This is a genomic window from Glutamicibacter sp. 363 (genome assembly GCF_052379505.1).
Lineage (GTDB): Bacteria > Actinomycetota > Actinomycetes > Actinomycetales > Micrococcaceae > Glutamicibacter.
On record NZ_JBQSYR010000030.1, the window covers coordinates 20,000 to 39,873 of the forward strand.

Annotated in this window: 19 protein-coding genes and 2 pseudogenes; 12 read left to right on the forward strand and 9 right to left on the reverse strand. The window is 60.5% G+C overall.

Annotated features, from left to right (window positions below):
* Positions 1 to 7: 7 nt before the first annotated feature.
* A complete protein-coding gene (locus tag ACT3UA_RS15925) occupies positions 8 to 343 on the reverse strand; it encodes an L-rhamnose mutarotase (protein ID WP_096257458.1) in 336 nt (111 codons plus the stop codon).
* 169 nt (positions 344 to 512) lie between these two features.
* Here ACT3UA_RS15925 and ACT3UA_RS15930 point away from each other — a divergent pair, with 169 nt between their 5' ends.
* From ACT3UA_RS15930 to ACT3UA_RS15945, 4 genes are all read left to right on the forward strand, one after another.
* Positions 513 to 1,619, forward strand: a complete 1,107-nt coding sequence (locus tag ACT3UA_RS15930) for a LacI family DNA-binding transcriptional regulator (protein ID WP_444617303.1) — start codon at positions 513 to 515, stop codon at positions 1,617 to 1,619.
* A gap of 101 nt (positions 1,620 to 1,720) precedes the next feature.
* Positions 1,721 to 2,119 (forward strand): LysR family transcriptional regulator, encoded by a 399-nt coding sequence (locus ACT3UA_RS15935; RefSeq protein WP_444617315.1) that lies wholly within the window; start codon positions 1,721 to 1,723, stop codon positions 2,117 to 2,119.
* Positions 2,083 to 2,586, forward strand: a complete 504-nt coding sequence (locus ACT3UA_RS15940) for a substrate-binding domain-containing protein (protein ID WP_255248303.1) — start codon at positions 2,083 to 2,085, stop codon at positions 2,584 to 2,586. Before ACT3UA_RS15935 ends, ACT3UA_RS15940 begins: the two co-directional genes overlap by 37 nt.
* Positions 2,587 to 2,751: 165 nt before the next feature.
* The gene (locus tag ACT3UA_RS15945; protein WP_176484035.1) at positions 2,752 to 4,131 is read left to right on the forward strand and encodes an LCP family protein; all 1,380 of its coding nucleotides are present in this window, start codon (positions 2,752 to 2,754) and stop codon (positions 4,129 to 4,131) included.
* 11 nt (positions 4,132 to 4,142) lie between these two features.
* On the opposite strand, the gene ACT3UA_RS15950 is transcribed toward ACT3UA_RS15945, so the two are convergent.
* Positions 4,143 to 5,894, reverse strand: a complete 1,752-nt coding sequence (locus tag ACT3UA_RS15950; protein ID WP_096282694.1) for a plasmid pRiA4b ORF-3 family protein — start codon at positions 5,892 to 5,894, stop codon at positions 4,143 to 4,145.
* A 94-nt stretch (positions 5,895 to 5,988) separates the two neighbouring features.
* The gene (locus tag ACT3UA_RS15955; protein WP_096282696.1) at positions 5,989 to 7,674 is read right to left on the reverse strand and encodes a formate--tetrahydrofolate ligase; all 1,686 of its coding nucleotides are present in this window, start codon (positions 7,672 to 7,674) and stop codon (positions 5,989 to 5,991) included.
* 199 nt (positions 7,675 to 7,873) lie between these two features.
* Between ACT3UA_RS15955 and ACT3UA_RS15960 the strand changes: the two genes are divergently transcribed.
* The 3 genes from ACT3UA_RS15960 to ACT3UA_RS15970 all read left to right on the forward strand — a co-directional run bounded on the left by ACT3UA_RS15960 (position 7,874) and on the right by ACT3UA_RS15970 (position 10,306).
* Entirely contained in the window at positions 7,874 to 8,353 is a 480-nt protein-coding gene (locus ACT3UA_RS15960) for a DUF2975 domain-containing protein (RefSeq protein WP_096257449.1), read from the forward strand.
* 237 nt (positions 8,354 to 8,590) lie between these two features.
* Entirely contained in the window at positions 8,591 to 8,761 is a 171-nt protein-coding gene (locus ACT3UA_RS15965; protein WP_170947924.1) for a hypothetical protein, read from the forward strand.
* A 471-nt stretch (positions 8,762 to 9,232) separates the two neighbouring features.
* Positions 9,233 to 10,306 (forward strand): Fic family protein, encoded by a 1,074-nt coding sequence (locus tag ACT3UA_RS15970; RefSeq protein WP_096282698.1) that lies wholly within the window; start codon positions 9,233 to 9,235, stop codon positions 10,304 to 10,306.
* A gap of 107 nt (positions 10,307 to 10,413) precedes the next feature.
* Here ACT3UA_RS15970 and ACT3UA_RS15975 read toward each other — a convergent pair whose 3' ends face one another.
* Entirely contained in the window at positions 10,414 to 10,983 is a 570-nt protein-coding gene (locus ACT3UA_RS15975) for a plasmid pRiA4b ORF-3 family protein (RefSeq protein WP_096282700.1), read from the reverse strand.
* A gap of 155 nt (positions 10,984 to 11,138) precedes the next feature.
* Between ACT3UA_RS15975 and ACT3UA_RS15980 the strand changes: the two genes are divergently transcribed.
* The gene (locus tag ACT3UA_RS15980; protein ID WP_096282702.1) at positions 11,139 to 11,837 is read left to right on the forward strand and encodes a maleylpyruvate isomerase family mycothiol-dependent enzyme; all 699 of its coding nucleotides are present in this window, start codon (positions 11,139 to 11,141) and stop codon (positions 11,835 to 11,837) included.
* Positions 11,838 to 11,934: 97 nt separating this feature from the next.
* Here the strand turns inward: ACT3UA_RS15980 and ACT3UA_RS15985 are convergent.
* From ACT3UA_RS15985 to ACT3UA_RS16000, 4 genes and pseudogenes are all read right to left on the reverse strand, one after another.
* Positions 11,935 to 12,063, reverse strand: a pseudogene (locus ACT3UA_RS15985) ((S)-ureidoglycine aminohydrolase); the annotation flags it as partial.
* A 350-nt stretch (positions 12,064 to 12,413) separates the two neighbouring features.
* A pseudogene (locus ACT3UA_RS15990) lies at positions 12,414 to 14,003 on the reverse strand (IS1634 family transposase).
* A gap of 242 nt (positions 14,004 to 14,245) precedes the next feature.
* Positions 14,246 to 14,701, reverse strand: coding sequence for a helix-turn-helix domain-containing protein (locus ACT3UA_RS15995; protein ID WP_176484037.1), 456 nt, complete (start codon positions 14,699 to 14,701; stop codon positions 14,246 to 14,248).
* A gap of 606 nt (positions 14,702 to 15,307) precedes the next feature.
* On the reverse strand, positions 15,308 to 16,720 hold the full coding sequence (locus tag ACT3UA_RS16000) for an MFS transporter (protein ID WP_096282706.1): 1,413 nt from the start codon (positions 16,718 to 16,720) through the stop codon (positions 15,308 to 15,310).
* A gap of 90 nt (positions 16,721 to 16,810) precedes the next feature.
* Between ACT3UA_RS16000 and ACT3UA_RS16005 the strand changes: the two genes are divergently transcribed.
* The 4 genes from ACT3UA_RS16005 to ACT3UA_RS16020 all read left to right on the forward strand — a co-directional run bounded on the left by ACT3UA_RS16005 (position 16,811) and on the right by ACT3UA_RS16020 (position 18,634).
* Positions 16,811 to 17,467: a MerR family transcriptional regulator gene (locus tag ACT3UA_RS16005; protein WP_096282708.1), complete on the forward strand. Its 657-nt coding sequence runs from the start codon at positions 16,811 to 16,813 to the stop codon at positions 17,465 to 17,467.
* Positions 17,464 to 17,745 carry a 2TM domain-containing protein gene (locus ACT3UA_RS16010; RefSeq protein ID WP_096282710.1) on the forward strand — a complete coding sequence of 94 codons (282 nt, stop codon included), beginning with the start codon at positions 17,464 to 17,466 and terminating at the stop codon, positions 17,743 to 17,745. The genes ACT3UA_RS16005 and ACT3UA_RS16010 overlap by 4 nt, the downstream gene beginning before the upstream one ends.
* On the forward strand, positions 17,745 to 18,329 hold the full coding sequence (locus ACT3UA_RS16015; RefSeq protein WP_096282712.1) for an NAD(P)H-dependent oxidoreductase: 585 nt from the start codon (positions 17,745 to 17,747) through the stop codon (positions 18,327 to 18,329). The genes ACT3UA_RS16010 and ACT3UA_RS16015 overlap by 1 nt, the downstream gene beginning before the upstream one ends.
* An 80-nt stretch (positions 18,330 to 18,409) precedes the next feature.
* Positions 18,410 to 18,634 carry a relaxase domain-containing protein gene (locus tag ACT3UA_RS16020; protein WP_176484033.1) on the forward strand — a complete coding sequence of 75 codons (225 nt, stop codon included), beginning with the start codon at positions 18,410 to 18,412 and terminating at the stop codon, positions 18,632 to 18,634.
* Between the two features lie 395 nt (positions 18,635 to 19,029).
* Here ACT3UA_RS16020 and ACT3UA_RS16025 read toward each other — a convergent pair whose 3' ends face one another.
* Positions 19,030 to 19,866 (reverse strand): bifunctional allantoicase/(S)-ureidoglycine aminohydrolase, encoded by an 837-nt coding sequence (locus ACT3UA_RS16025; RefSeq protein ID WP_096282716.1) that lies wholly within the window; start codon positions 19,864 to 19,866, stop codon positions 19,030 to 19,032.
* Between the last annotated feature and the right edge of the window lie 8 nt (positions 19,867 to 19,874).

Genomic DNA, 19,874 nt, shown 5'->3' on the forward strand with positions numbered 1-19,874 from the left:
TCGCCGTTTAGAGCTGGGCCAGCTGGTCTTCGAGGTTGAATACCTCGCTCAGGCGCGGCGCGCCCTGATCGGGGCGTCCGTGGAGGGAGATGAAGAACTCGGACATCTGCGCCTCCCAGGCCGAGGTGCGTGGATCCGCATCCAGTGCGGCCTGGGCGGCTGCGTCGTCGGCGGTTTCGTAGTAGCCGATCAGCAGGCCATCGGCACGGAGAAAGAGCGAGTAGTTGCGGCGTCCCGCGTCGTTGATTGCCCGCAGCATCTCTGGCCAGACGGCGGCGTGGCGTTCGGCGTATTCGGCGAGCCGGTCCGGCTTGACCTGCAGCTGAAAACAAACCCTGTTCATGCGTTGCCCTCTTCGTTGAATGCTTGTGACGCTGAGTCGGTGATGATCGACCCTTAATGAATCGTTTCAATCACCGAACTTGACCGACTTTAGACCAGAACATGGCTCAAGTTCAAGCAGAATCCAGAAATCTGCCAAAATTAATTGAATCCATTCAATCCTGTACCGCATGGCAAGCCGAGCGGGCGCCGCGCGATATACTCGGGAGAAGACCATCGGGGCAAAGGCGGGAAACTACGTGTCGGTAAGCGTGAAGGAAGTCGCTCGCGCGGCAGGTGTTTCGGTCGGAACGGTCTCCAATGTACTCAACCGCCCAGAGGTCGTCGCACCGGCGACGGTTCGCAAGGTCACCGAGGCCATCGACAAGCTCGGATTCGTGCGCAATGACGCCGCCCGCCAGCTGCGGGCCGGGCACAGCCGCAGCTTCGGGCTGGTGATCCTCGATGCCCGAAACCCGTTCTTCATGGACGTCACCCAGGGAGCCCAGCACCGGGCCCTGGAAAACGGCTACACGGTGCTGATGGGCGCCAGCGATAGCTCGCTGACCACCGAACAGCAGCTGCTTGACCTTTTTGATCAGCAGCGCGTCGCCGGAGTGCTCATCTCCCCCATGCACAGCGACCTGAGCCGGCTTTGGCGCATCCGCGAATCCGGGACCCCGGTGGTCTTGGTGGACCGCGGAAGCGGAGACCGCAGCTTCTCTTCGGTCTCCGTCAACGACGTAGAGGGCGGCCGAATCGCCGTCCAGCACCTCGTCGAGCTGGGACGAAAGCGCATTGCCTTTGTCGGCGGTCCGCAAAGCATTGAACAGGTCCGGCATCGTCTGGAAGGCGCGCAATCGGTCATTGCCGGCACTTCGGATGCAGCCCTCGAATATCTGCCTACCAAGCAGCTGAGCGTCATCGAAGGCCGCGCCGCCGGAGAACGCATCTTGGCCATGACGCCCGGGCAACGCCCGGACGGTGTTTTTGCCGCCAACGATCTACTGGCTTTAGGCATCCTGCAGGCGTTCGTGATGTCCGGGAAGCTGAAGGTTCCAGAGGACATTGCGCTGGTCGGATACGACAATATAGCGTTCGCCGAGTCGGCCGTCGTCCCGATCACCACCGTGCGCCAGCCGGCCGAAGAAATCGGGCGCACCGCGGTCGATGTCCTGTTGCGCGAAGCCGAAGCGGACGAAAATGCGGTCCGCGAGCAGTTTGCCTTCACCCCGAAGCTGGTCATCCGCGCCTCCACCACAGGCACCGCCAACGCTCCTGCGCCTTCCCCCAGATAATGCCGCAGGCAGGTGTTGGAGCTCGGTGGAGCCCCGGAGCATGCTAGCGTTTCCCTGCAATCACGCCAGATGCAGTCATAGTTCAAAGGGACCTCCGATTCATGGCCACTCACCTCAACTCCAGCAATATTTCCCTAGCTCAGATTGCGGCCGTTATCACCGTGGTGGACTATGGATCTTTCACCGCCGCGGCGGATATCCTTGGAATTTCCCAGCCTTCGCTGTCACACAGAATTCGAGCGTTGGAGCAGACCCTGGGCATGCCGGTCTTCCGGGCCGCGGGGCGGAACATGCTGCTCACCGAAGCCGGGCGGAGCATCATCCCGGCCGGGCGGCGAGCCCTGCGCGAGATCTCCTCGATCGATGCGCTGGCTTCTTCAACCCGGTCTCTGGATTCGGGCTCATTGCCGGAGTCCTTCCGGAATATCTCGGCCCGTTCCACCGCAATCATCCCGGGATCCAAATCGAAATCGTCAGCGTCGAGGATCACGAACAGCTGATCGACTCGGTACGCCTGGGACGCGCAGATCTCGCATTCGGCGTGGACGAGCGCATCCCCGCCGACCTTCAGGCGCGCTTCGTGCGCAAGCAGAGGTTCACGGCGGTTCTTTCCACCGATTTGGCCCACGCGGTGCGCACCGCGTTGGACGCCGAACTGCTCGGCGGGCTCACGCTGGTCACCTTGCCGCAGGGGACCTCCACCAGGCTGATCACCGATGAGGTCTACCGAAACCTCGGCGTCACCGCGCCACGCATCATCACCACCACGCAGCGCGACGCCCTGGTCCAGCTGAGCATCGCCGTTGGCGGCATCACCATGGTTCCCCAGGTGCTGGCCAGCACCGCCGAAGTCTTCGGCGGACTGCAGGTTCCGCTAGCCGCCGATGCCGGACGGCCCATCGGAGCAATCTTCCGGAAGGACTCGTTCAAGAACCCCGCCCTGGAGGAGTTCCTGGATCACCTGTGAGACGCAGATCTCGCGGAATCTGCGCTCCCGCGGAAAGTCCGGGTGGCGGGCAGATACATAGGGAAAATGCATGGGTCCGCACACTTTGGCTATTGGTGCGATCCATCTCTTGCATGGTCGGCTGGTGTAGATATTCCCGCCTGACTTTCGCAGGAGACCTGAGCTATGACCCATCAGCGGCCCGCAACGCCCACCAGGAAAAATTCTTCGCGACGCAAGCGCAATTTTCGCATCATCGCCGCGGCGCTGGTCCTGGCACTGGTCGTCGGTGTCGGAGCGGCCTGGTTCCGGCTTCAGGGAAATATCTCCACCGCCGCGATGCGCGCCACGGAGCAGCGGGTACCCGATTCCAGCCGGGGCATGAACATCCTCCTGCTGGGGTCGGACAGCCGGACCTTTAGCTCAACGGAATTCGGCAAGGACAACGGATCGGCGCGCAGCGATTCCATGGTGCTCGTTCATCTGGCCGCCGGCAATGAGCGCATCGACGCGGTGCAGATCCCGCGCGATACATTGCTCGAGATTCCCGCCTGCGCGGATACCGGCCACGGGCATTACACAGGCGGCCACGGGATGATCAATTCGGCACTGAACTACGGTCCCGCCTGCTCGGTAGCCGCCGTTGAATCCCTGACCGGCGTGGATCTCGACCACTTCATCGAAGTCAATTTCGAGGGCTTCATTTCCATCGTTGACGCGCTCGACGGCATCGACGTGTGCCTGGCCGATCAGATGCAGGACCCCAAGGCGAACCTGGATCTCCCGGCGGGCAATCAAATAGTCAAGGGAGAAGACGCACTGGCCTTGGCCCGCACCCGGCATGCCGTCGGGGACGGCAGCGATATCGCCCGCCTGGGCCATCAGCAGATGGTGATGTCGGCCGTCGCCCAACGGGCCACGAGCCGTGAAACGCTCACCCGGCCGGACCGGCTTTATTCCTTCCTGGATGCGGTCACCTCATCGATGACCGTTGATCCGGGACTCAGCTCCCTGGCTCAGCTTGCCTCGCTGGCCACCCGAATCCAAGCGGTGCCCACCGGGGAAATCACCTTTATGACCATGCCTTGGCAGCCGGCCCCGCAGAACCGCAACCGTGTTGTCCCCGCCCCCGAGGCGTCCACGATCTTCGAGCGGTTGAGCGCAGACACCCCGGTAAATCTAGGCGATGAAGAGAGCTCGAAAGCTGAAGCGGCACCAGCGGCCAGCTCGCGCGAGACTGCCGTGCAAATCACCAACGGCGCGCGAGTGAATCAGCTGGCATCGCAGTTCGCCGCCAAAGCAACCGCGCAGGGCTTCTCAGTCTCCGAAATTGATACCGCCGAAGCTCCCCAGGCGGCAACGCGGCTGCTGGCCGCCGACACCCAGGAAGCGCGGCAGACGGCCAAGGCCTTGGCCAAGGAACTTGACCTGGATCTTCGTCCCGTCAAGGCGCCAATAGAAGGCGTCCAGCTGCTCCTCGGCCAGGACTATCTTGAGATCGAGGGCGCCGAAAAGGCTCCGGTCAAAACGACCAACCGCAAGGCTAGCCAAAGCTTGTGCGGCTGAGCGACCTTTGGCTAGAACTCCTGGTCTAGTGCTTCGTTGATCTGCTGCATGCTGAAGGCGGCCGGATCGATCTCATCGAGGCCCATATCTCCGAGCCATTCCATGACTTCCCCGTGCTCTGGATGGGCGGGGTCGCCGATGGCGGCGACTTTTTCCGACCAGCCCCAGGTGCCGCCGCTGTCTTCGAGCGGTGCCATGCGGCGGCCTCCGGTGCAGCGCGGCAGCGCCCCGGCCTCGGAATCGAGCACCTTTTCCACCTCGATGCGGATCTCCCAGCCATCACCGAAATCATAGGCGTAGTCCAGCCGGTCCTTTTCGGCTTTGAGCAGTTCGGAAATCAGGACACCTGACTCGTCTTCGTCATACTCCATATGCTCGATATCGGGCCCGTAGCTGGTGCCGCCATATCCGCCCGAGCGGAACTCGTGCAGATGCCCGTCGTACCAGTCGAAGCTTGCCTGGATGATGTCGTGCAGGTCGCCCAGGTGCAGATCCAAGGGCACCAGCACCCGGCGCCAGATCGGCGGCTTGGCCTCTTTCAGGCCCAGCTTCAGCTGCAGCACCTTGCCCGCATAGGGTTCGGCACGCTTTTCCCGCTTGGGCTCTTCCGAATCGAAGCCGAAGAGCGCGTCCAGCTCATCGTCTTGCAGATCTTCCTCATCGAGCTCATCATCGTCCAGGTCGGTGAGGGTCGCCGCGACGAGGCGCGGGAGGGTGTAGCGCTCGCCTTCCTCGACCAAGCCGAGGATCCGCAATTCGCCCAGCCGCTGGTGGGCCTGTGCCCAGGCCGCCGGCGACCATTGCTCATCTCGCGGCGCGGCCACCAGATGCGCGGATCCTTCGATGGCTTCAAGCAGCCAGAGGTTGGACAGCCCCCAGGCTTCCAAGGTTTCTTCATCGGCGTCCTCGGGCGCTTCGAGGAAGAGATCGAGGAATGCCTGCAGGAAGGCATAGTTCGCGGAGAACGCCTGCTGTCCCTCGGACTTGTGGAATTCCTCGGCGGCGGGTCCGGCCTTCGGCGACGCGTGCGCTTCGAGGGTGATGATGCCGGCCATCGCGAGCGAAGCGATGGCCTGGGAAACCACCAGCTCGGTTTGCGCCTCGTCCAGCCCCTTGGGAAGTTCGCTCTCCAAGGCCTTGGCGGCGGCAGCCAGGAATTGTTCTCCCGGGCCAGCACCCCATTCGGCGGCGCCCTTCCCGATGCACCAGCGGGCCAGCCCATGCCCCAATTCCACGATGGGAAGCTGGCGCAGTTCGGCGAGCGCCTGCTCCTCCAACGCACCAGGATTCCCGGGCGAGGAAAGAGCTTCTGCGCTAAACGGATCCGCGGTCTCCAGATTGCCGCGCAACCAACTCAGCTCGGCGGGGTCTTGGGTCCAGCGGCCGGTATCCTCGATAAAATCAAGGTAGTCTGCCCAGGCCATGTAGAGCACCATGCGCAGTTCCCCGGAAAGATCTTCCGGCTCTTCGGCTTCCTCGAATTCGATCATGGAGTTCAACACCCCGAACAGCTTGGGTGCGTTGAACTCGGTGACGGATTCAAGTCCTACGACTTCGGCGTACATCCCCAACGTTTCGCGCACGGCCGCCAAGGCGAGCAACGCGGTTTCCGAATCCTGCCGCCGCTGGCCGTACCAGCGCACGAATTCAGGCGACAGCGCATCCAGCCCGCGGTCGACCTTCACTCGACCTATGGACACCACCGGAGCCTGAACGCGTCCGGGGTGTCCCTGCTTTACTTGCTTTTTCTTCTTCTTGGCCACCGGGTCTCCCTCACACGCTTGAATATCTTTGTTTCAAGGCTACGTGGGATAGGCCCTTCCGGCTCGGAAATAGGGCATTCTTCGGCTAGCTGTCCTACGACAGCCCCACGGCGTTCCCGTTGCCATCGACGTCCATCTGCATGGCGGACGGAACCTTGGGAAGGCCCGGCATGGTCATGATCGTCCCGGTGATGGCCACGATGAAGCCCGCGCCCGTCTTGGGGATCAGGTCGTGGACCTGCAAGGTGAATCCGTCCGGAGCGCCCAGGAGCTTGGGGTCATCGGAGAAAGAATATTGGGTCTTGGCCATGCACACCGGCAGGTCGTCCCAGCCGTTAGCGTGGATCTGCTCGAGCATCCGCCGCGCGCCGGCGGAGTATTCGACGCCCGCTCCCCCGTAGATCTCGCGCACCACGGTCAGGATCTTTTCCTCGATGGGCAGCTCCAGTTCGTACAGCGGAGCGAAATTGTTTGGCGCTTCGATGGCCCGCAAGACCGCGGCAGCCAGGTCGCCGGCCCCCTCGCCCCCTTGGCCCCAGACGTCGGCAATCGCGCATTCAACGCCCTGCGCTTCGGCCCAGCCGGTGACCACCGCCAGTTCGGCCTCGGTATCCGCGGTGAACCGGTTGATCCCGATCACCGGCTGGATGCCGAACTTCCTGATGTTCGAGGCATGCCGGGCGAGGTTCGATAAACCATTGCGTACAGCCGCGACATTCTCCTTGCCCAACTCTCCCTTGGGTACTCCCCCATGCATTTTCAGCGCGCGAATGGTGGCGACGATCACCACCGTGTCGGGGTCGCATCCGGCATAGCGGGCCTTGATGTCCATGAACTTCTCGGCACCGAGATCGGTACCGAAGCCTGCCTCGGTCACCACGACGTCCGCCAGCGCGCGTGCGGTGTTGGTGGCGATGGCCGAGTTGCAGCCGTGCGCAATGTTGGCGAACGGCCCGCCGTGGATGAAGGCGGGCGTGCCGCCCATGGACTGGACCAGGTTGGGCTTGATCGCGTCCTTGAGCAGCATCGCCATGGCTCCCGCGGCGCCCAGGTCATCAACGGTGACCGGCGCCTTGCCGTAGGTGTATCCGATGGTCATGCGGCCAAGCCGGGCGCGCAGGTCCTCTAGCCCGGTGGCCAGGCAGAAGACCGCCATGACCTCGGAGGCGACGGTGATCTCAAAACCGGTTTCCCGCGGGACTCCCTCGGCTGGTCCGCCAAGGCCGATGACCACGTGGCGCAGCGCGCGGTCGTTCATGTCCAGAACGCGCTTGAATGTGATGCGCCGCGGATCGATGCCCAAGGCATTGCCCTGGTGCAGGTGATTGTCGAGCAGCGCCATCAACAGGTTGTTGGCGCTGGTGATGACGTGGAAATCCCCGGTGAAATGCATATTGATCTCATCCATGGGGAGCACCTGCGAGTATCCGCCACCGGTGGCCCCGCCCTTCATGCCGAAGTTCGGGCCCATGGACGGTTCGCGCAAGGCGATCATGGTTTTGGCCCCGGTGGCCGCCAGCGCATCGCCCAAACCCACCACCATGGTGGATTTCCCCTCCCCTGCGGGCGTCGGGGAAATTCCGCTGACCAGAACGATCTTTCCGGGGCGGACGCCGCGAGCAGTCAAAAGCGACGGGTCGACCTTGGCCTTGTACCTGCCATAGGACTCAACTGCGGCTTCAGGGATCCCCGCCGACTCGGCGATCTCGGAAATTGGCCTGAGCGCCGCCCGCGAGGCAATCCCAAGATTGCTCATGTCGGTTTCTGGCGTTGCTGTCATCGCATGCCCCCCTAATCTGGCGTCCCGTATTCCGGGAGATGAGGAAGACCGAGGTTTTTGGTATTCCTTGATTCCTTTCAAGCTACCACTGCGGCAATAGCGGGCGCTGGCACGGCTTGGCCGAACCCGCATTCGCCGCGGGAGCGCCTCAACCACACAACCTATTGATATTCGATAGGTTTTTGTTGATAATCACTCTATGAACAAATTGCTAATGGTCCTGCTTCGAGTATGCCTTACGCTGATTTTTCTCGGCGGACTGCTGTGGCAAGCGTGGGTCGTGCCGACCCTTGCGGCGCAGAATGCGACGCTCTTTCCCGAGGTCGCATTCCTAGCCACCCCCTATACGGTAGTTGTCATAGTCGCAATTGCCTGCCTGCAGGTCTCATTGGCTGCTACCTGGAAGTTGCTGAGCATGGTGGAACGTCGGACCATCTTCACCCAGCGGGCCTTCGGCTGGGTCAACGCCATCATTGCGTCAATCGCCGTGGCCACATTTCTGGCCCTATCTCTTGGTGTTCACCTATTAGGAATTATTGGCGTGGGCGGACCTGGTGTTGCACTGGCGATTGCTGCCCTCACGACCTGCGGAAGCGCGTTCGCCCTCCTGATGCTGGTTATGAAGGGACTCCTGCGCCGGGCGACCAACCTTGAAGGCGGGGCGGCAGAGCTCGTTTAGTACCCATCATCGCTGAAAGGCGAACGGCGGAACCATAAATACTCGCGGGCCCTCCCGTTCGTTTCTCAACCCCATCCGAGCGCACTGGATTAGTTAGCTGGGAGCTTGCTCCAAAACGCTCGCGTACCGGCGATTCTGGTGCTACATTGGCCGAGTAAGGATCGCTCAGCCCTTAGTCCTTGGCCATTATTGGCAGGCAAGTGGCTGGTGGCGGAAGTTCGAGTAAAGGGAGAAGATATGAACGAAAACGTCCCAACGAATTCCACCGATATTTCGGATAAGACGCTGGAGGATCACATTTCGGATCCTGCGCTTTCCGACGAAGCGGGACATGACTGGACCGACGAAGGCGGGGCGACCCCCGATGGTCCGGCAACAGAAGTCAGTCCCGAAGAAACCCAGCGATAACCTACCTACAAGCGCATTTGCTCCCCAGCAGTGGCCAAGCCATTGCTGGGGAGTCTTACTTTTACCGGTCGATCTTGGCCCTAGAACCCAATCTCGACCGATTCCTTGATCGCCCCGGCGCCACGGAACCCAGGCTCAACTGCATCGTAACAAGCACTCAAAACTTCGCGTTGGGCGCGCGAGGAAGCCCGATCACCCCGGCCAGCGCCATCTGCTCGAGTTCGCCCGCATCTAGCGTCTGACCGATGCCGCAGCGGCGATTGGATCCGGCACCTCAAATTTGTCGCTCAGCCATTACGTCTCCTCGGAGCCGTGTGCCCAAGGCCCATGCCTCAAGACAAACCAGGCATTCGGCCTACAGCGGGAAAATTGCCGAGAAGACGTGTAAAGGTTTTTTGCATATCAGATAAACGTGTAAAAAATACGTACATTTTTTTACACGTTTCCTGATGGCTTAGATAGACTGTCCCTATGTGGAAAGCAGAACTACCGTTCAACGATCTAGCAGCTCCTCCCGCAAGTGAGCTTGAAACCCGGCCGGTACTCAAAGCGACAACTAAGGCCCGGGCTTCACTGGCCGCCATGAATCAAGCCGTCCTTCGTATACCTAATCCCGGGGTGCTCATAAGCTCACTGCCGTTGCTCGAAGCACAAGCGAGTTCCGAGATTGAAAATATCGTAACGACTACCGACGACCTATTTCGTTTAGCAGCGGATTCAGAAGTTCATGCATCCTCCGACACCAAAGAAACTCTGCGTTACCGCGAGGCACTCTTCACAGGACTCCAAAGCATCGAAAGCCGTCCGTTGACAACACGGACCGCGCTTGAAGTTTGCACAAATATCAAGGGCCGCGACATGGACGTTCGCGCTCTTCCGGGCACCTGCATTGGAAATCCTGTGACTGGCAAAGCCCGGTACACACCACCCGAAGGCCCGGATCGGATCAAAGAAAAATTGGCCGAGTGGGAACGCTTCATTCACGAAAACCCAGACATTGATCCATTGGTCATTATGAGCGCCGCTCATTATCAATTCGAAGCGATCCATCCCTTCTCAGATGGAAACGGCCGCACCGGGCGTATTTTGAACATCCTCCTACTCGTTGAAGTCGAGCTGTTAAGGGAGCCAGTTCTCTACTTATCGCGATACATCATTCGCCACAAAGAGGAGTACTACACTAGGCTCCTAGCCGTCACCAAGGACAATGACTGGGAGGGCTGGCTGCTATACATGCTTAAGGGTATTCAAGTGACAGCCGACGAGACTCTGCAGCTAATTGACAGCATCCAAGAGTTGCAACTAGTCATGCGCGACGAGCTGCGAACTGAATCCTCAGCAGGACCGAACGCGGAACTGCTTGATCTTTTATTCGAAAAGCCTTATTGCCGAATCAATGACGTAGTCAGCCGCTGTGGAATCTCGCGCCCGACTGCGACAAAATGGCTGAATGAATTCAGCTCCAATCGGCGACTAACGCAGATCAAAATAGGCCGTGAGTGGCTATTTATCAATCACCGCTTCATCGAGCTACTGGCAGGCTAGAACCCAAGAAGACATGTAAAGGTTTTTTACATGTCGGGTAAACGTGTGAAAAATGCGCCCAATTTTTTACACGTTTACCTGAGGGACTCAATGTGTCCGGTCAGCAGCTAGCGGGCATACTCAAACATTTCGTTGACGCGCTGCTTGTCGAAAAGCGAAGCGTCGAACTGCTCACCGTCGCGCAAGAAGAGCCATTCTCGGTATTCCGCCCGATCCGGATGCTCCGGGTCCTTCAGCGCTTCGATCACCATGGCCCACCCCAACGGACCTCCCGAGTCCTCCCGCGGAGCCATCCTGCGTCCGCCAATACACCGCGGCAACAGAGCAGCGTCGACCGGTGGCAGTCCTTCTAGTTCGATACGGACTTCCCAGTAATCACCGAAGTCATAGACGTAGTCGAGCCTTCCCCGCCCGTGACTTAAAAGTTCGTCGAGGCATACCGTGGACTCATCAACATCGGATCTAATCTCGGAACCAGCCGGACCGAAGCTCACCCCATTAACACCATTGAGCTCAAACTGGTGCGGGTGCGCGTCGTACCAACCGAAGCTGTACTGAATCACCTGATGCAATTGGTCCAGCCGCATCGAACCTGGAACCAAAACCCTGCGCCAGATCGGCGGACTGGTACGTCTGATTCTGAATTTCAATTGCAATACCGAAGCGTATGAACTCATCAGCCCCTACTCCTGAAACTTCGACTTCTTATACTCAAATCCAGCTGCAGAGCTAGGCTCCAAGCACTGAAACTTCTGACGGGTGCGGCGATACTCGTTCGATATAGATCGGTTTTCCGAGTCATTTTCAAACCACCCATTGGTAGGGTGACAGCATGATCAACACCGCCCGATTGCATTCAGACCTCTCCCGACTCAACCGTGAAACCTCGATGATGATGGCCACGATTGACACCCTGTCCGCCGATGAGTTGGCCGCCGATTCTCTCTGCGAGGGCTGGAGCCGAGCGCATGTCATCGCCCACCTCGCATCCAACGGCCGCACCCTGGTCAAGCTCATCGATTGGGCCATTACCGGCGAACCGCAGCAGCTTTATGCGTCCACCGAGGCGCGCAACGCAGAAATCGCCGAGCTTGCCGCCTTGCCCCGCGAAGAACTGCTCGCGGGTTTCCGCGACGCGGCGACGTTCTTTGCCGAGCAGTCCGAGCGTCTCACCGGCGAGCTGGCGGTCGAAGAGGTGGATCTGCACGGCAAGATCATCCCGGCGACCTCCATCGTGGCGCTTCGGATCGCGGAGATCGTCATCCACCACCACGATCTGGACACCGCCTGGACCATCGAGGAGGCGGACCCGGATTCACAAGAAAACGCCGTGGAGGCCGCGGTACGCACCATGCGCGTGAAGAACGCCCCGGGCATGACGCTGGTCACCGAAGAAGGCGACGAATGGGTTATCGGCGACGGCGCGCTGAAGGTCCGCTCGGACCGCGAAGGCCTCATCGAATGGCTCGCCCGCGGCCAGTCGCGGCACATTGAGGCAGATGGTCCGATCCCGGCCCTGCCTGCTTGGTAGCAAGCCCCACGCGCACCCGGAACTTCTCTCCGGCACGCCCAAGGCTCACGCTGGCTGCGGAACTCAACGAGTTCCGCAGCCAGCGTTCTTTAATGCCCTACAACGCGACCTGGCGGTTCTGATCCTTGTACAGCAGGTAGCGGAAGTTCTCCGGACCGTCGGCGTAGCAAGCCTGCGGGCAGAAGGCACGCAGGGACATGTAATCCCCCGTCTCGACCTCGACCCAGCGCCATTCATCCGGTACACGCCCTTGTCTGGGTGCGAGGTGTTGCAACGAAGGGCTGGACTCGCTCCACCCTGACAGACAGAGTGGCACCGATTCATCAGTAATAGATCAACACATCAATCTTCGCGAGGCTACCACTCATTCTTGCATCGATCGACGAAGCCGATTCGTGAGATCAACGCATGTAACAAATAAAAGCGCATCCCTAAGTTCAATATGCAATACAGAAGAAACGCCATAAAGACCTCGGAAGAGTGCTGCTAAGTTTCTTTAGTAACAACGCGTTTCAACAGTCTTACAATAACTAACCCTGCTAAGAACACGATTCCTCCTGTGTCGTGCCAAATGCCTTAGTAACCACCACGAAGCTTCGTAAGCACTTCTTCCAACCCTTCGGGGACCTGCGCTGCAAAGGTCAACACTTGGCCATTGATCAGTACTTTCGCTGAGCGGATAGCTTTCAGATCGGTGATCAGCCGTTTCAACGGCACACCAGATAATTCCTGCAAATGCCGGCCAATAGCCAACGCCGCGAACACCACCGTCAAATGCGCATCAATGGAATCCTTTTCACGATGGAAAATCGGTCGGGCCCGCAGATCCGATTTCGTCATCCTGAACGACGCCTCAACCTGCCATAAGTCGTGATAAGCACTGATCACCAGCGTGGCAGGCACAGAATCGACGAGCATATTAGTGACATAGCCCTTCAGCCCGGCCAGCATCCTGGCCCGCTCGATGACCTTCTCATCCAGCTCCTTCTCAGCCCCTGACACTTTCAAGAACCGCACTTTCTTCATCGGCGATTTCCCTTCGGCGACCGCCAAAGCCTTGCGCTCCATGAGGTTGATATTGCGGTTATCTCTAGCAAAACGCTTGGCCGACCACTGATAAACAATCCGACGTTCCCGAGCGTTTTTCCCGGTGCCCATCACCCGCGTGGATTCCAGGACCTGCCCGTTGGTGAACCGATTGCCTTTCGTATCAAAATGCTCCTGCAGGTCATAGGGTGCCTTGGTCAGCCGGGAGCCGACAATGAACTTGAATCCGGGATCCTCGATCGCGTTCAGGTTGTTTGCTGAAAGCATGCCCGCGTCAGCGACGACGACCAAGTCGGTGATTCCGTGGCGTGCCTGGAATGCTTGGAGCACGGGAATGATGGTGGTCGTTTCGGCCTTGTTGCCTTCGAACATGTGCAGTTCCAGCGGGAATCCTGCCGGGTCCACGAGTAGCCCGACCTGGATTTGCGGGTCGACGCGGCGTTCTTTGCTCATCCCGACTTTGCGTAGCTTATCTTCGTCTTTCGCCTCGAAATGTAAGGTGGTCACGTCATACATCACTAAGGATGCCAAGCCTGCGGTTAATGACCGCTAGGCGACCATGGCCTTGGCCAGCTGGTCGCGGTAGTCCTTCTCGATGCAGGCGCCCAGGCTGCGGAACAGCGTACGCAGGGACGGGTGGGGTGCATCGATCTGTTGGAGCACTCGAATGCTCTGGGCTTTCGAGATGGGTTCGATCAGCCTCGCCAGCACCATGGCTTTGAATGCAGTGTCATCAAGGATGTTGAATCCCAGCCGGTCGTAAGCTGCTTCGAGGATCTCCCAGAGCTCAGTGGCTGGCGAAGCGATTACCTTCGCGTCGGCAGCAACCGGTGCGCTGCGTGGCCTGCCTGCGGAGCGTGTTTCTGCGGGTAGTTCTTGAGCGGTCCAGTTCGGAAGATCACCCATTGCGACGGGTTTTTGCTCGACACTGAAATCCAAGGTGTCCTGGCCAGGAAGCAGCCGTTCCTTGGCTGAAGCAAGCAGGACGGCAAGGTCTTCGTCGGTGTTGGCGGAGCCGAGATGCTCAATGCCGATCACGGTTCTGCCGTTTTTCTCCACGATTTGCACTGCTATCGCACCGGATGCGGTGCGAACTTTGCGAATGAATCGTGATCCCATGCTCTTCAGCGTACCGAAATACCTATTTTTAGTAACCACATCACGCTTTGGTGCCACCTAAAGCTGCAAGTCAACATTCATATCGGTCTTACGATTTCAAAACATGGCACGAAACAGGCCAGAGGTGCCTGCGGCTGGCTGATTTCTAGCGCCAGCTTTCTTCCACACACGATCGGCAATCAACGATGGACGATGACGAATCGCATCGGAAGTCACATCCCGCCTCGGGCAAGGGTCGCTGGTCACGGCTTAGGTGATTGGCGCGGTAAAGTCTCGAACTTTGCCACTGATCGCCGATACGTGCTCGCGTACACCCGCGGAGCCACCCCATGTCGCTGCTTGAACGAGCGTGATGCGACCGCGGCATCCTCCCATCCCACAGCGGCACCCGCATCCCTCACGGTGAGGTCCGTGGTCAGCAGCAACTCGGCCATATGGTCGGCACGGATTTGACGAAGAAACGCCGCCGGTGAGATCCCGATCTGGGCGCGGAATAGCCGAGCCAAGTGTGCCGGAGACACCGAGATCTCGCGTGCGAGCTCATCAACCCTCCAGGGTCTGCTCAGATCCGCTCGCAGCAACGCAATCGCGACGGCGATCTCCCGGCGGGGCCACATCCCTGCAACGTCGCGATTTCCCGTCGAGACGCCGCTGAATCGTCCCACTGCATCGAATACTTCGGATGCGTTCGACAACATCGCGAAGTCTCCCTGCCAGTCGGCCCGAGGCTGGGTCAGGCCGAGTAGAGCAGGTGTGAGAGCATGCATTGTCGTCGACGCGAGTTGCAGCGTCTGCAGATCGGCGCACCCGTTCAGTGCACCGTGCAGGTGGTGCACGAGTGGATGTGTGACGGGCAGCCATCGCAGCTGGTCGGCCAGGTAGTCTGCGTGAATGTAGAACGTCACTGTCCGCGTATACCCTTCAGGGAACCCGTGACATTCCATCCCTGGTGGGATTGTCAGTATGCTCCCCGCTTCGAGGAACGCATCGCCTGACGGCCCTTGCACCCGTGCCCAGCCAGAGATTGTGAACACCACCTTCGCTGACGACACTCGTACCGGCCCGGACGGAGAAGACGCTGTCTGCTCCCGCACCAGCATTGGACGTCCTTGCGAGCAAGTGCGCGGCTTCTTGTCTGCATGGCTAGTCATAGGCTTGCCGAGCTGTTCGACCACTTCGGTTGGCCCTCGGCGAGGACCGTGGTCCTACATCGCCCTCTTCCATGGATCTGGCGAACATCTTGAGCGAAGCATCCATAGTCGCGCCGGAAGTAGCTCCCGGAACCCTAGGTGACGCTGGCGGCTTCAGTTCCATTCGGTGGCCTTGGAACCGTGAGCCAAGTGCTTCGCGCGCTGGGGCAGCACGGCGACGCTGAGGGTCGCGACGGCGAGGATGACGGTGCAGACGATGAGAGCGGGTTGCAGGCCGTCAACGAACGGTTGACCGGGCAGGTACTCGCCGGTGGTGGCGAAGATCGCGGTGCAGATGGCGATGCCGACTGCGATGCCGAGTTGCCGGAGTGTGCTGTTCACGCCCGAGGCGATTCCATGTTCTGTGTCGGGGCGTCCGGTGAGCACTGCGGTGGACAGGGGCGCGAAGCTCAGGCCCATGCCGATCCCTGCCAGCAGCATTGGCGCGACGATCAACGGGTACTCGACGTCGGCGGTGATGATAAGCGTCATGAGTAGCAGGGCGAGTGTCTGCAGGCTCATTCCGGTGATCAGGACGGTGCGTACTCCAATGCGAGCGACGAGTAGGCCTGCGAGGGGTGCGACGAACATGGGTGCGAGCGTCCACGGTGTGGCCCTCAGCCCGGCTTCGAGCGCCCCGTACCCCATCGAGACTTGGAGGAACTGGCTGAGCAGGAAGATCGCCCCAAAGACTCCGGCGGAGAAAAGGAACCCGGCGAGGTTCGCCAGAGAGAACGTGCGATTCTGGAACAGTCGCAACGGGAGAAACGCTGCGGAGCTGTAGTGCTCTCGGAAGAGGAACCCGATCAGCCCGGCTGCTGAGAGGGCGAACGCTGCGAGCACGGGGGTTGCTGTCCAGCCACGCTCAATGCCCTCGACGATCGCCCAGGTGAGGGGCAGGACGAACACCGCGGCGAGCACGATGCCGAGGGCGTCGAATTTGCTGGGTCGACCGAGGCTCTCAGGCAAAAGTCGCCAGCCAAGGATGAGGGCGAGTGCGCCGATGGGGAGGTTGAGCCAGAAGATCGCCGACCAGTGGAGACCGGTGAGGACTGCTCCGCCCACGATCGGCCCGACTGCGATCCCTAGCCCGTTCACACCGCCCCAGATCCCGATCGCCATCGCTCGCCGTGCAGGTGGGCTGGCGACCGAGAGGATCGTGAGCGACAGGGGCACAATCGCCGCAGCACCGACGCCCTGGATAGCCCGCGCAAGAATGAGGGCCGTCACACTGTCGGAGAGTGCCGCACCGACCGAAGCCGCAGTGAAGATCACGATCCCGGCGAGGAACACCCGCCGCCTCCCGACTCGATCCCCGAGAGCTGCTGCCGGCATCATCAGCGTCGCGAAGAGCAATGTGTAGATGTTCACGAACCACTGCAGCTCGGTCAGCGTCGCTCCCAAATCGTCACGGATGACGGGCAAAGCGAACGTCATCACGAGGTTGTCCAGCGCTGCCATGAACATCGGAATCGATGCGGCCGCGATCACCCCTCCGAGCCTCGAACCCTGACCCTGCTGCACCATGACGGCCTCCTAAAGCTTACTGGATAGTTGCACTATTGACACTCACAAGATAGCATTGTTATCCAGTGGTTGGTCAACCCAGGAGGCACGATGCGCATCTCGGAACTCTCGGAACGCTCGGGCGTGCCCGTCGCGACGGTGAAGTACTACCTCCGCGAGGGGCTCCTTGCTCCCGGCGAGGTGCTCAACGCACGCGAGTCGGCGTACTCCGAGGAGCACCTGGCGAGGCTGCGGCTGATCCGCGGCATGGTGCACGTTCTCGGCGCATCTGTCACACAGGTTCGCGAGGTGCTCTCGATCATCGAGACCCCCGACCAGAGCCCGCTCGAAGCGATGGGGAAAGCGACCTCAGCCCTGCCGACGATCGGAACCAGCGGCAACGATTCGCCCACCGAGGAACCGAGACGGGCACTCCGGCTGCTCGCGAGTCTCGGCTACCGCTTCGCGGCAGACACCCCCAGCGTCCGGCAGCTTGAGACCGCTCTGGAACTGGCAGAGAGCGTGGGGATCACGCTAGACGACGCACAGATCGCGGTCTACGGCGACGCAGCCCGCGTGATTGCCCGCGCCGACTTCGCTCGCATCCCCTGGGAGCAGCCCGACGCCGCGATTGCGTTTGCGGTGCTCGGTACTGCGCTCTACGAGCCAGTCCTGCTCGCGCTGCGACGACTAGCGCACTACGAGCTCGGCCTCGCGCTCGAAGCCGAACATCCCACGGATCCCGACACAACAGGAGGAGAAGCATGAACATCGACGAGCACGACCTGGAACGCCGCGCGCGCGCCATCGTCATCGCCCGCAACGTCTACAAAGGCGTCGTCTCACTCTGGGCGATCGCCGCTGTTGGGATGCTGCTCATCTGGTGGCTGACGACACCGAGCGGATACTTCTGGGTCATCTGGCCCGTCCTCGGCATGAGCATCGCCGCCGTGATTTGGGGCCTTGCCATCTACGGCAGGACGCCATTCCGGGTGCGACAGGAACAGGTCGAGCGAGAAATGACGCGTTTGCAGGCGCGCCGCTGATGAAGACGCTGATCATCCAGGGCCACCCCAACACTGCGAGCTTCGGTCAGGCCGTCGCCGACGCCTATCAGCGCGGCTTACGCACTCATACTGGCGCCGAAAATGTGCGCGAAATCAACCTCGGGATCGAGGACTTCGACCCCGTGCTCAGATACGGGTACCGCGAACGGATGGAACCCGACCAGCTCATCGAGCGCAGCCAAGCCGACCTCGCCTGGGCCGACCACCTCGTGATCATCACACCCGTGTGGTGGACGACGTTTCCATCCGTGCTGCACGGATGGTTCGAGCGTGTGCTCACTCCCGGCTACGCCTACCGAATGAATCACTCAAGACCGGAACGTCTCATGCAAGGCAAGACCGCGTCCCTGATTGCGACAAGCTGGGCGCCCGGCTTTTACACCAGGCTTATCCCGAACTCGCCCGCACGGCTGTTGCGCAAACACGTCCTCGGAATCTGCGGCATCAGGTTGGACAAGACCCACATCCTTGGTTCGATGGACGGACCCAAAGACACTGTCGAGCGTCGCATCAGATTCCTTGAGTATGTTGAATCTTCCGTCAGGAAGACCGGACCTCGTTAGCGCCAACTATCGCCCAGGAAGCACCTCATCCTCGGTGTAGTCCAGTTGGAAAGGTCGTAGCGCACCTGTCGAGTGTGACGGTGTCGATCAGGGTGATGACCGCCGGTGACGGATACCGGTATCTGCTGAACTCTGTCGTCATCGGCGATGGGGATCGTGACGGCGTTTCTGCGTTGACGAGGTACTACCTCGAGTCGGGAACACCCCCGGGCGCATGGATCGGTTCTGGACTTCCTGGTCTGTCTGGTGGCCTGGCGGCGGGCGCGACGGTGACCCACGAAAAGACGCGAACCCGTATCCACTAACTTTCCTGCGGAAACAACTAAAGTGCTGCCTGCGCTTTTCGGGCTTGATCCCCACTTTGAAATCGACCAATGTTGGTCGATTTCACTCTCCCACGGGTGCAGGGTCGCAACCCACTTCCAGATCAACCAACGTTGGTCGATTTGGTGGGGCCCGCGATTTCAGGGGATGGGACCGGTATTGCCGATGTGTGTGATGAAGAGTTCCGAATGATGGTTTAGCCCTCACGAAACAACCCCGGGACTCCAAAGCCGAAGGCCGCATCCCGCGCGACCCTGCCGTCAGCCCACCACGTCCGAGCAAAGGAAACATCACTGGAACATGAAAAGGACACGGTGTGCCGATAATCGGCGGGTCAGCGCGGGGTGCGGCCCCGGCAGTCTCTGGAAATGAACGCTTACAACGCGATCTGGCGGTTCTGATCCTTGTAGAGCAGGTAGCGGAAGTTATCCGGGCCGCCGGCGTAGCAAGCCTGCGGGCAGAAGGCGCGCAGGGACATGTAATCCCCTGCCTCGACCTCGACCCAGTCGCCATTCATCCGGTACACGCCCTTGCCTTCAAGCACGTACAAGCCGTGCTCCATGACGTGGGTTTCGGCGAACGGAATCGATGCGCCTGGTTCGAAGGTCACGATGTTCACGCCGAAGTCGAAGGCGACGTCGTTGGGATCCAGCATGCGGGTGGTGCGCCACTTGCCATCGGTGCCCGGCATCGGGCCAGGTTCGATATCGCGCTCGTTGCCCACCACGGGAGCCGGTGCGGCCACTCCTTCTAGGACTTCGTAGCGCTTGCGCAGCCAGTGGAAGCTGGTCAGCTCGGTTCCGTCATTGCGGGCTGACCAGGTGGCGCCGGCTGGCAGGTAGGCGAAGCCGCCGTCCACCAGCACATGCTCGGTGCCCTCGATGAGAAGGGTCAGCTGGCCGGTGAGCACGAAGATGAATCCCTGCACCTGCGCCTGCGGTTCCGGCTTCTCGGCACCGCCGCCGGGGGCGACTTCCACAATGGCTTGGGAGAATGTGGTGGCCCCACCGGCAACCGGACGGTTGAGCACCCAGGCGCGGGTGTTGGTCCACTCGGGGAAGACGCTGGTGACGATGTCGCGCAGCACGCCCTTGGGGATAACAGTGTAGGCCTCGGTGACGATGGCGCGGTCGGTGAGCAGATCGCTCTGCGGCGGATGGCCGCCGAAGTTCGAGTAGTAGGACGAGGAGTTCTGGATGGCAGGAACAGTCATGGTGCAGT

What these genes read in the sequence shown, in the direction of transcription:
- ACT3UA_RS16025 (WP_096282716.1), bottom strand. Translation starts at nt 19,866, where the DNA reads ATGACTGTTCCTGCCATCCAGAACTCCTCGTCCTACTACTCGAACTTC.
- ACT3UA_RS16005 (WP_096282708.1), top strand. Translation starts at nt 16,811, where the DNA reads ATGCGCATCTCGGAACTCTCGGAACGCTCGGGCGTGCCCGTCGCGACG.
- ACT3UA_RS15935 (WP_444617315.1), top strand. Translation starts at nt 1,721, where the DNA reads ATGGCCACTCACCTCAACTCCAGCAATATTTCCCTAGCTCAGATTGCG.
- ACT3UA_RS15965 (WP_170947924.1), top strand. Translation starts at nt 8,591, where the DNA reads ATGAACGAAAACGTCCCAACGAATTCCACCGATATTTCGGATAAGACG.
- ACT3UA_RS15995 (WP_176484037.1), bottom strand. Translation starts at nt 14,701, where the DNA reads ATGTTGTCGAACGCATCCGAAGTATTCGATGCAGTGGGACGATTCAGC.
- ACT3UA_RS15970 (WP_096282698.1), top strand. Translation starts at nt 9,233, where the DNA reads ATGTGGAAAGCAGAACTACCGTTCAACGATCTAGCAGCTCCTCCCGCA.
- ACT3UA_RS16010 (WP_096282710.1), top strand. Translation starts at nt 17,464, where the DNA reads ATGAACATCGACGAGCACGACCTGGAACGCCGCGCGCGCGCCATCGTC.
- ACT3UA_RS15955 (WP_096282696.1), bottom strand. Translation starts at nt 7,674, where the DNA reads ATGACAGCAACGCCAGAAACCGACATGAGCAATCTTGGGATTGCCTCG.
- ACT3UA_RS15960 (WP_096257449.1), top strand. Translation starts at nt 7,874, where the DNA reads ATGAACAAATTGCTAATGGTCCTGCTTCGAGTATGCCTTACGCTGATT.
- ACT3UA_RS16000 (WP_096282706.1), bottom strand. Translation starts at nt 16,720, where the DNA reads ATGGTGCAGCAGGGTCAGGGTTCGAGGCTCGGAGGGGTGATCGCGGCC.
- ACT3UA_RS15925 (WP_096257458.1), bottom strand. Translation starts at nt 343, where the DNA reads ATGAACAGGGTTTGTTTTCAGCTGCAGGTCAAGCCGGACCGGCTCGCC.
- ACT3UA_RS15975 (WP_096282700.1), bottom strand. Translation starts at nt 10,983, where the DNA reads ATGAGTTCATACGCTTCGGTATTGCAATTGAAATTCAGAATCAGACGT.
- ACT3UA_RS15945 (WP_176484035.1), top strand. Translation starts at nt 2,752, where the DNA reads ATGACCCATCAGCGGCCCGCAACGCCCACCAGGAAAAATTCTTCGCGA.
- ACT3UA_RS15930 (WP_444617303.1), top strand. Translation starts at nt 513, where the DNA reads ATGGCAAGCCGAGCGGGCGCCGCGCGATATACTCGGGAGAAGACCATC.
- ACT3UA_RS16015 (WP_096282712.1), top strand. Translation starts at nt 17,745, where the DNA reads ATGAAGACGCTGATCATCCAGGGCCACCCCAACACTGCGAGCTTCGGT.
- ACT3UA_RS15980 (WP_096282702.1), top strand. Translation starts at nt 11,139, where the DNA reads ATGATCAACACCGCCCGATTGCATTCAGACCTCTCCCGACTCAACCGT.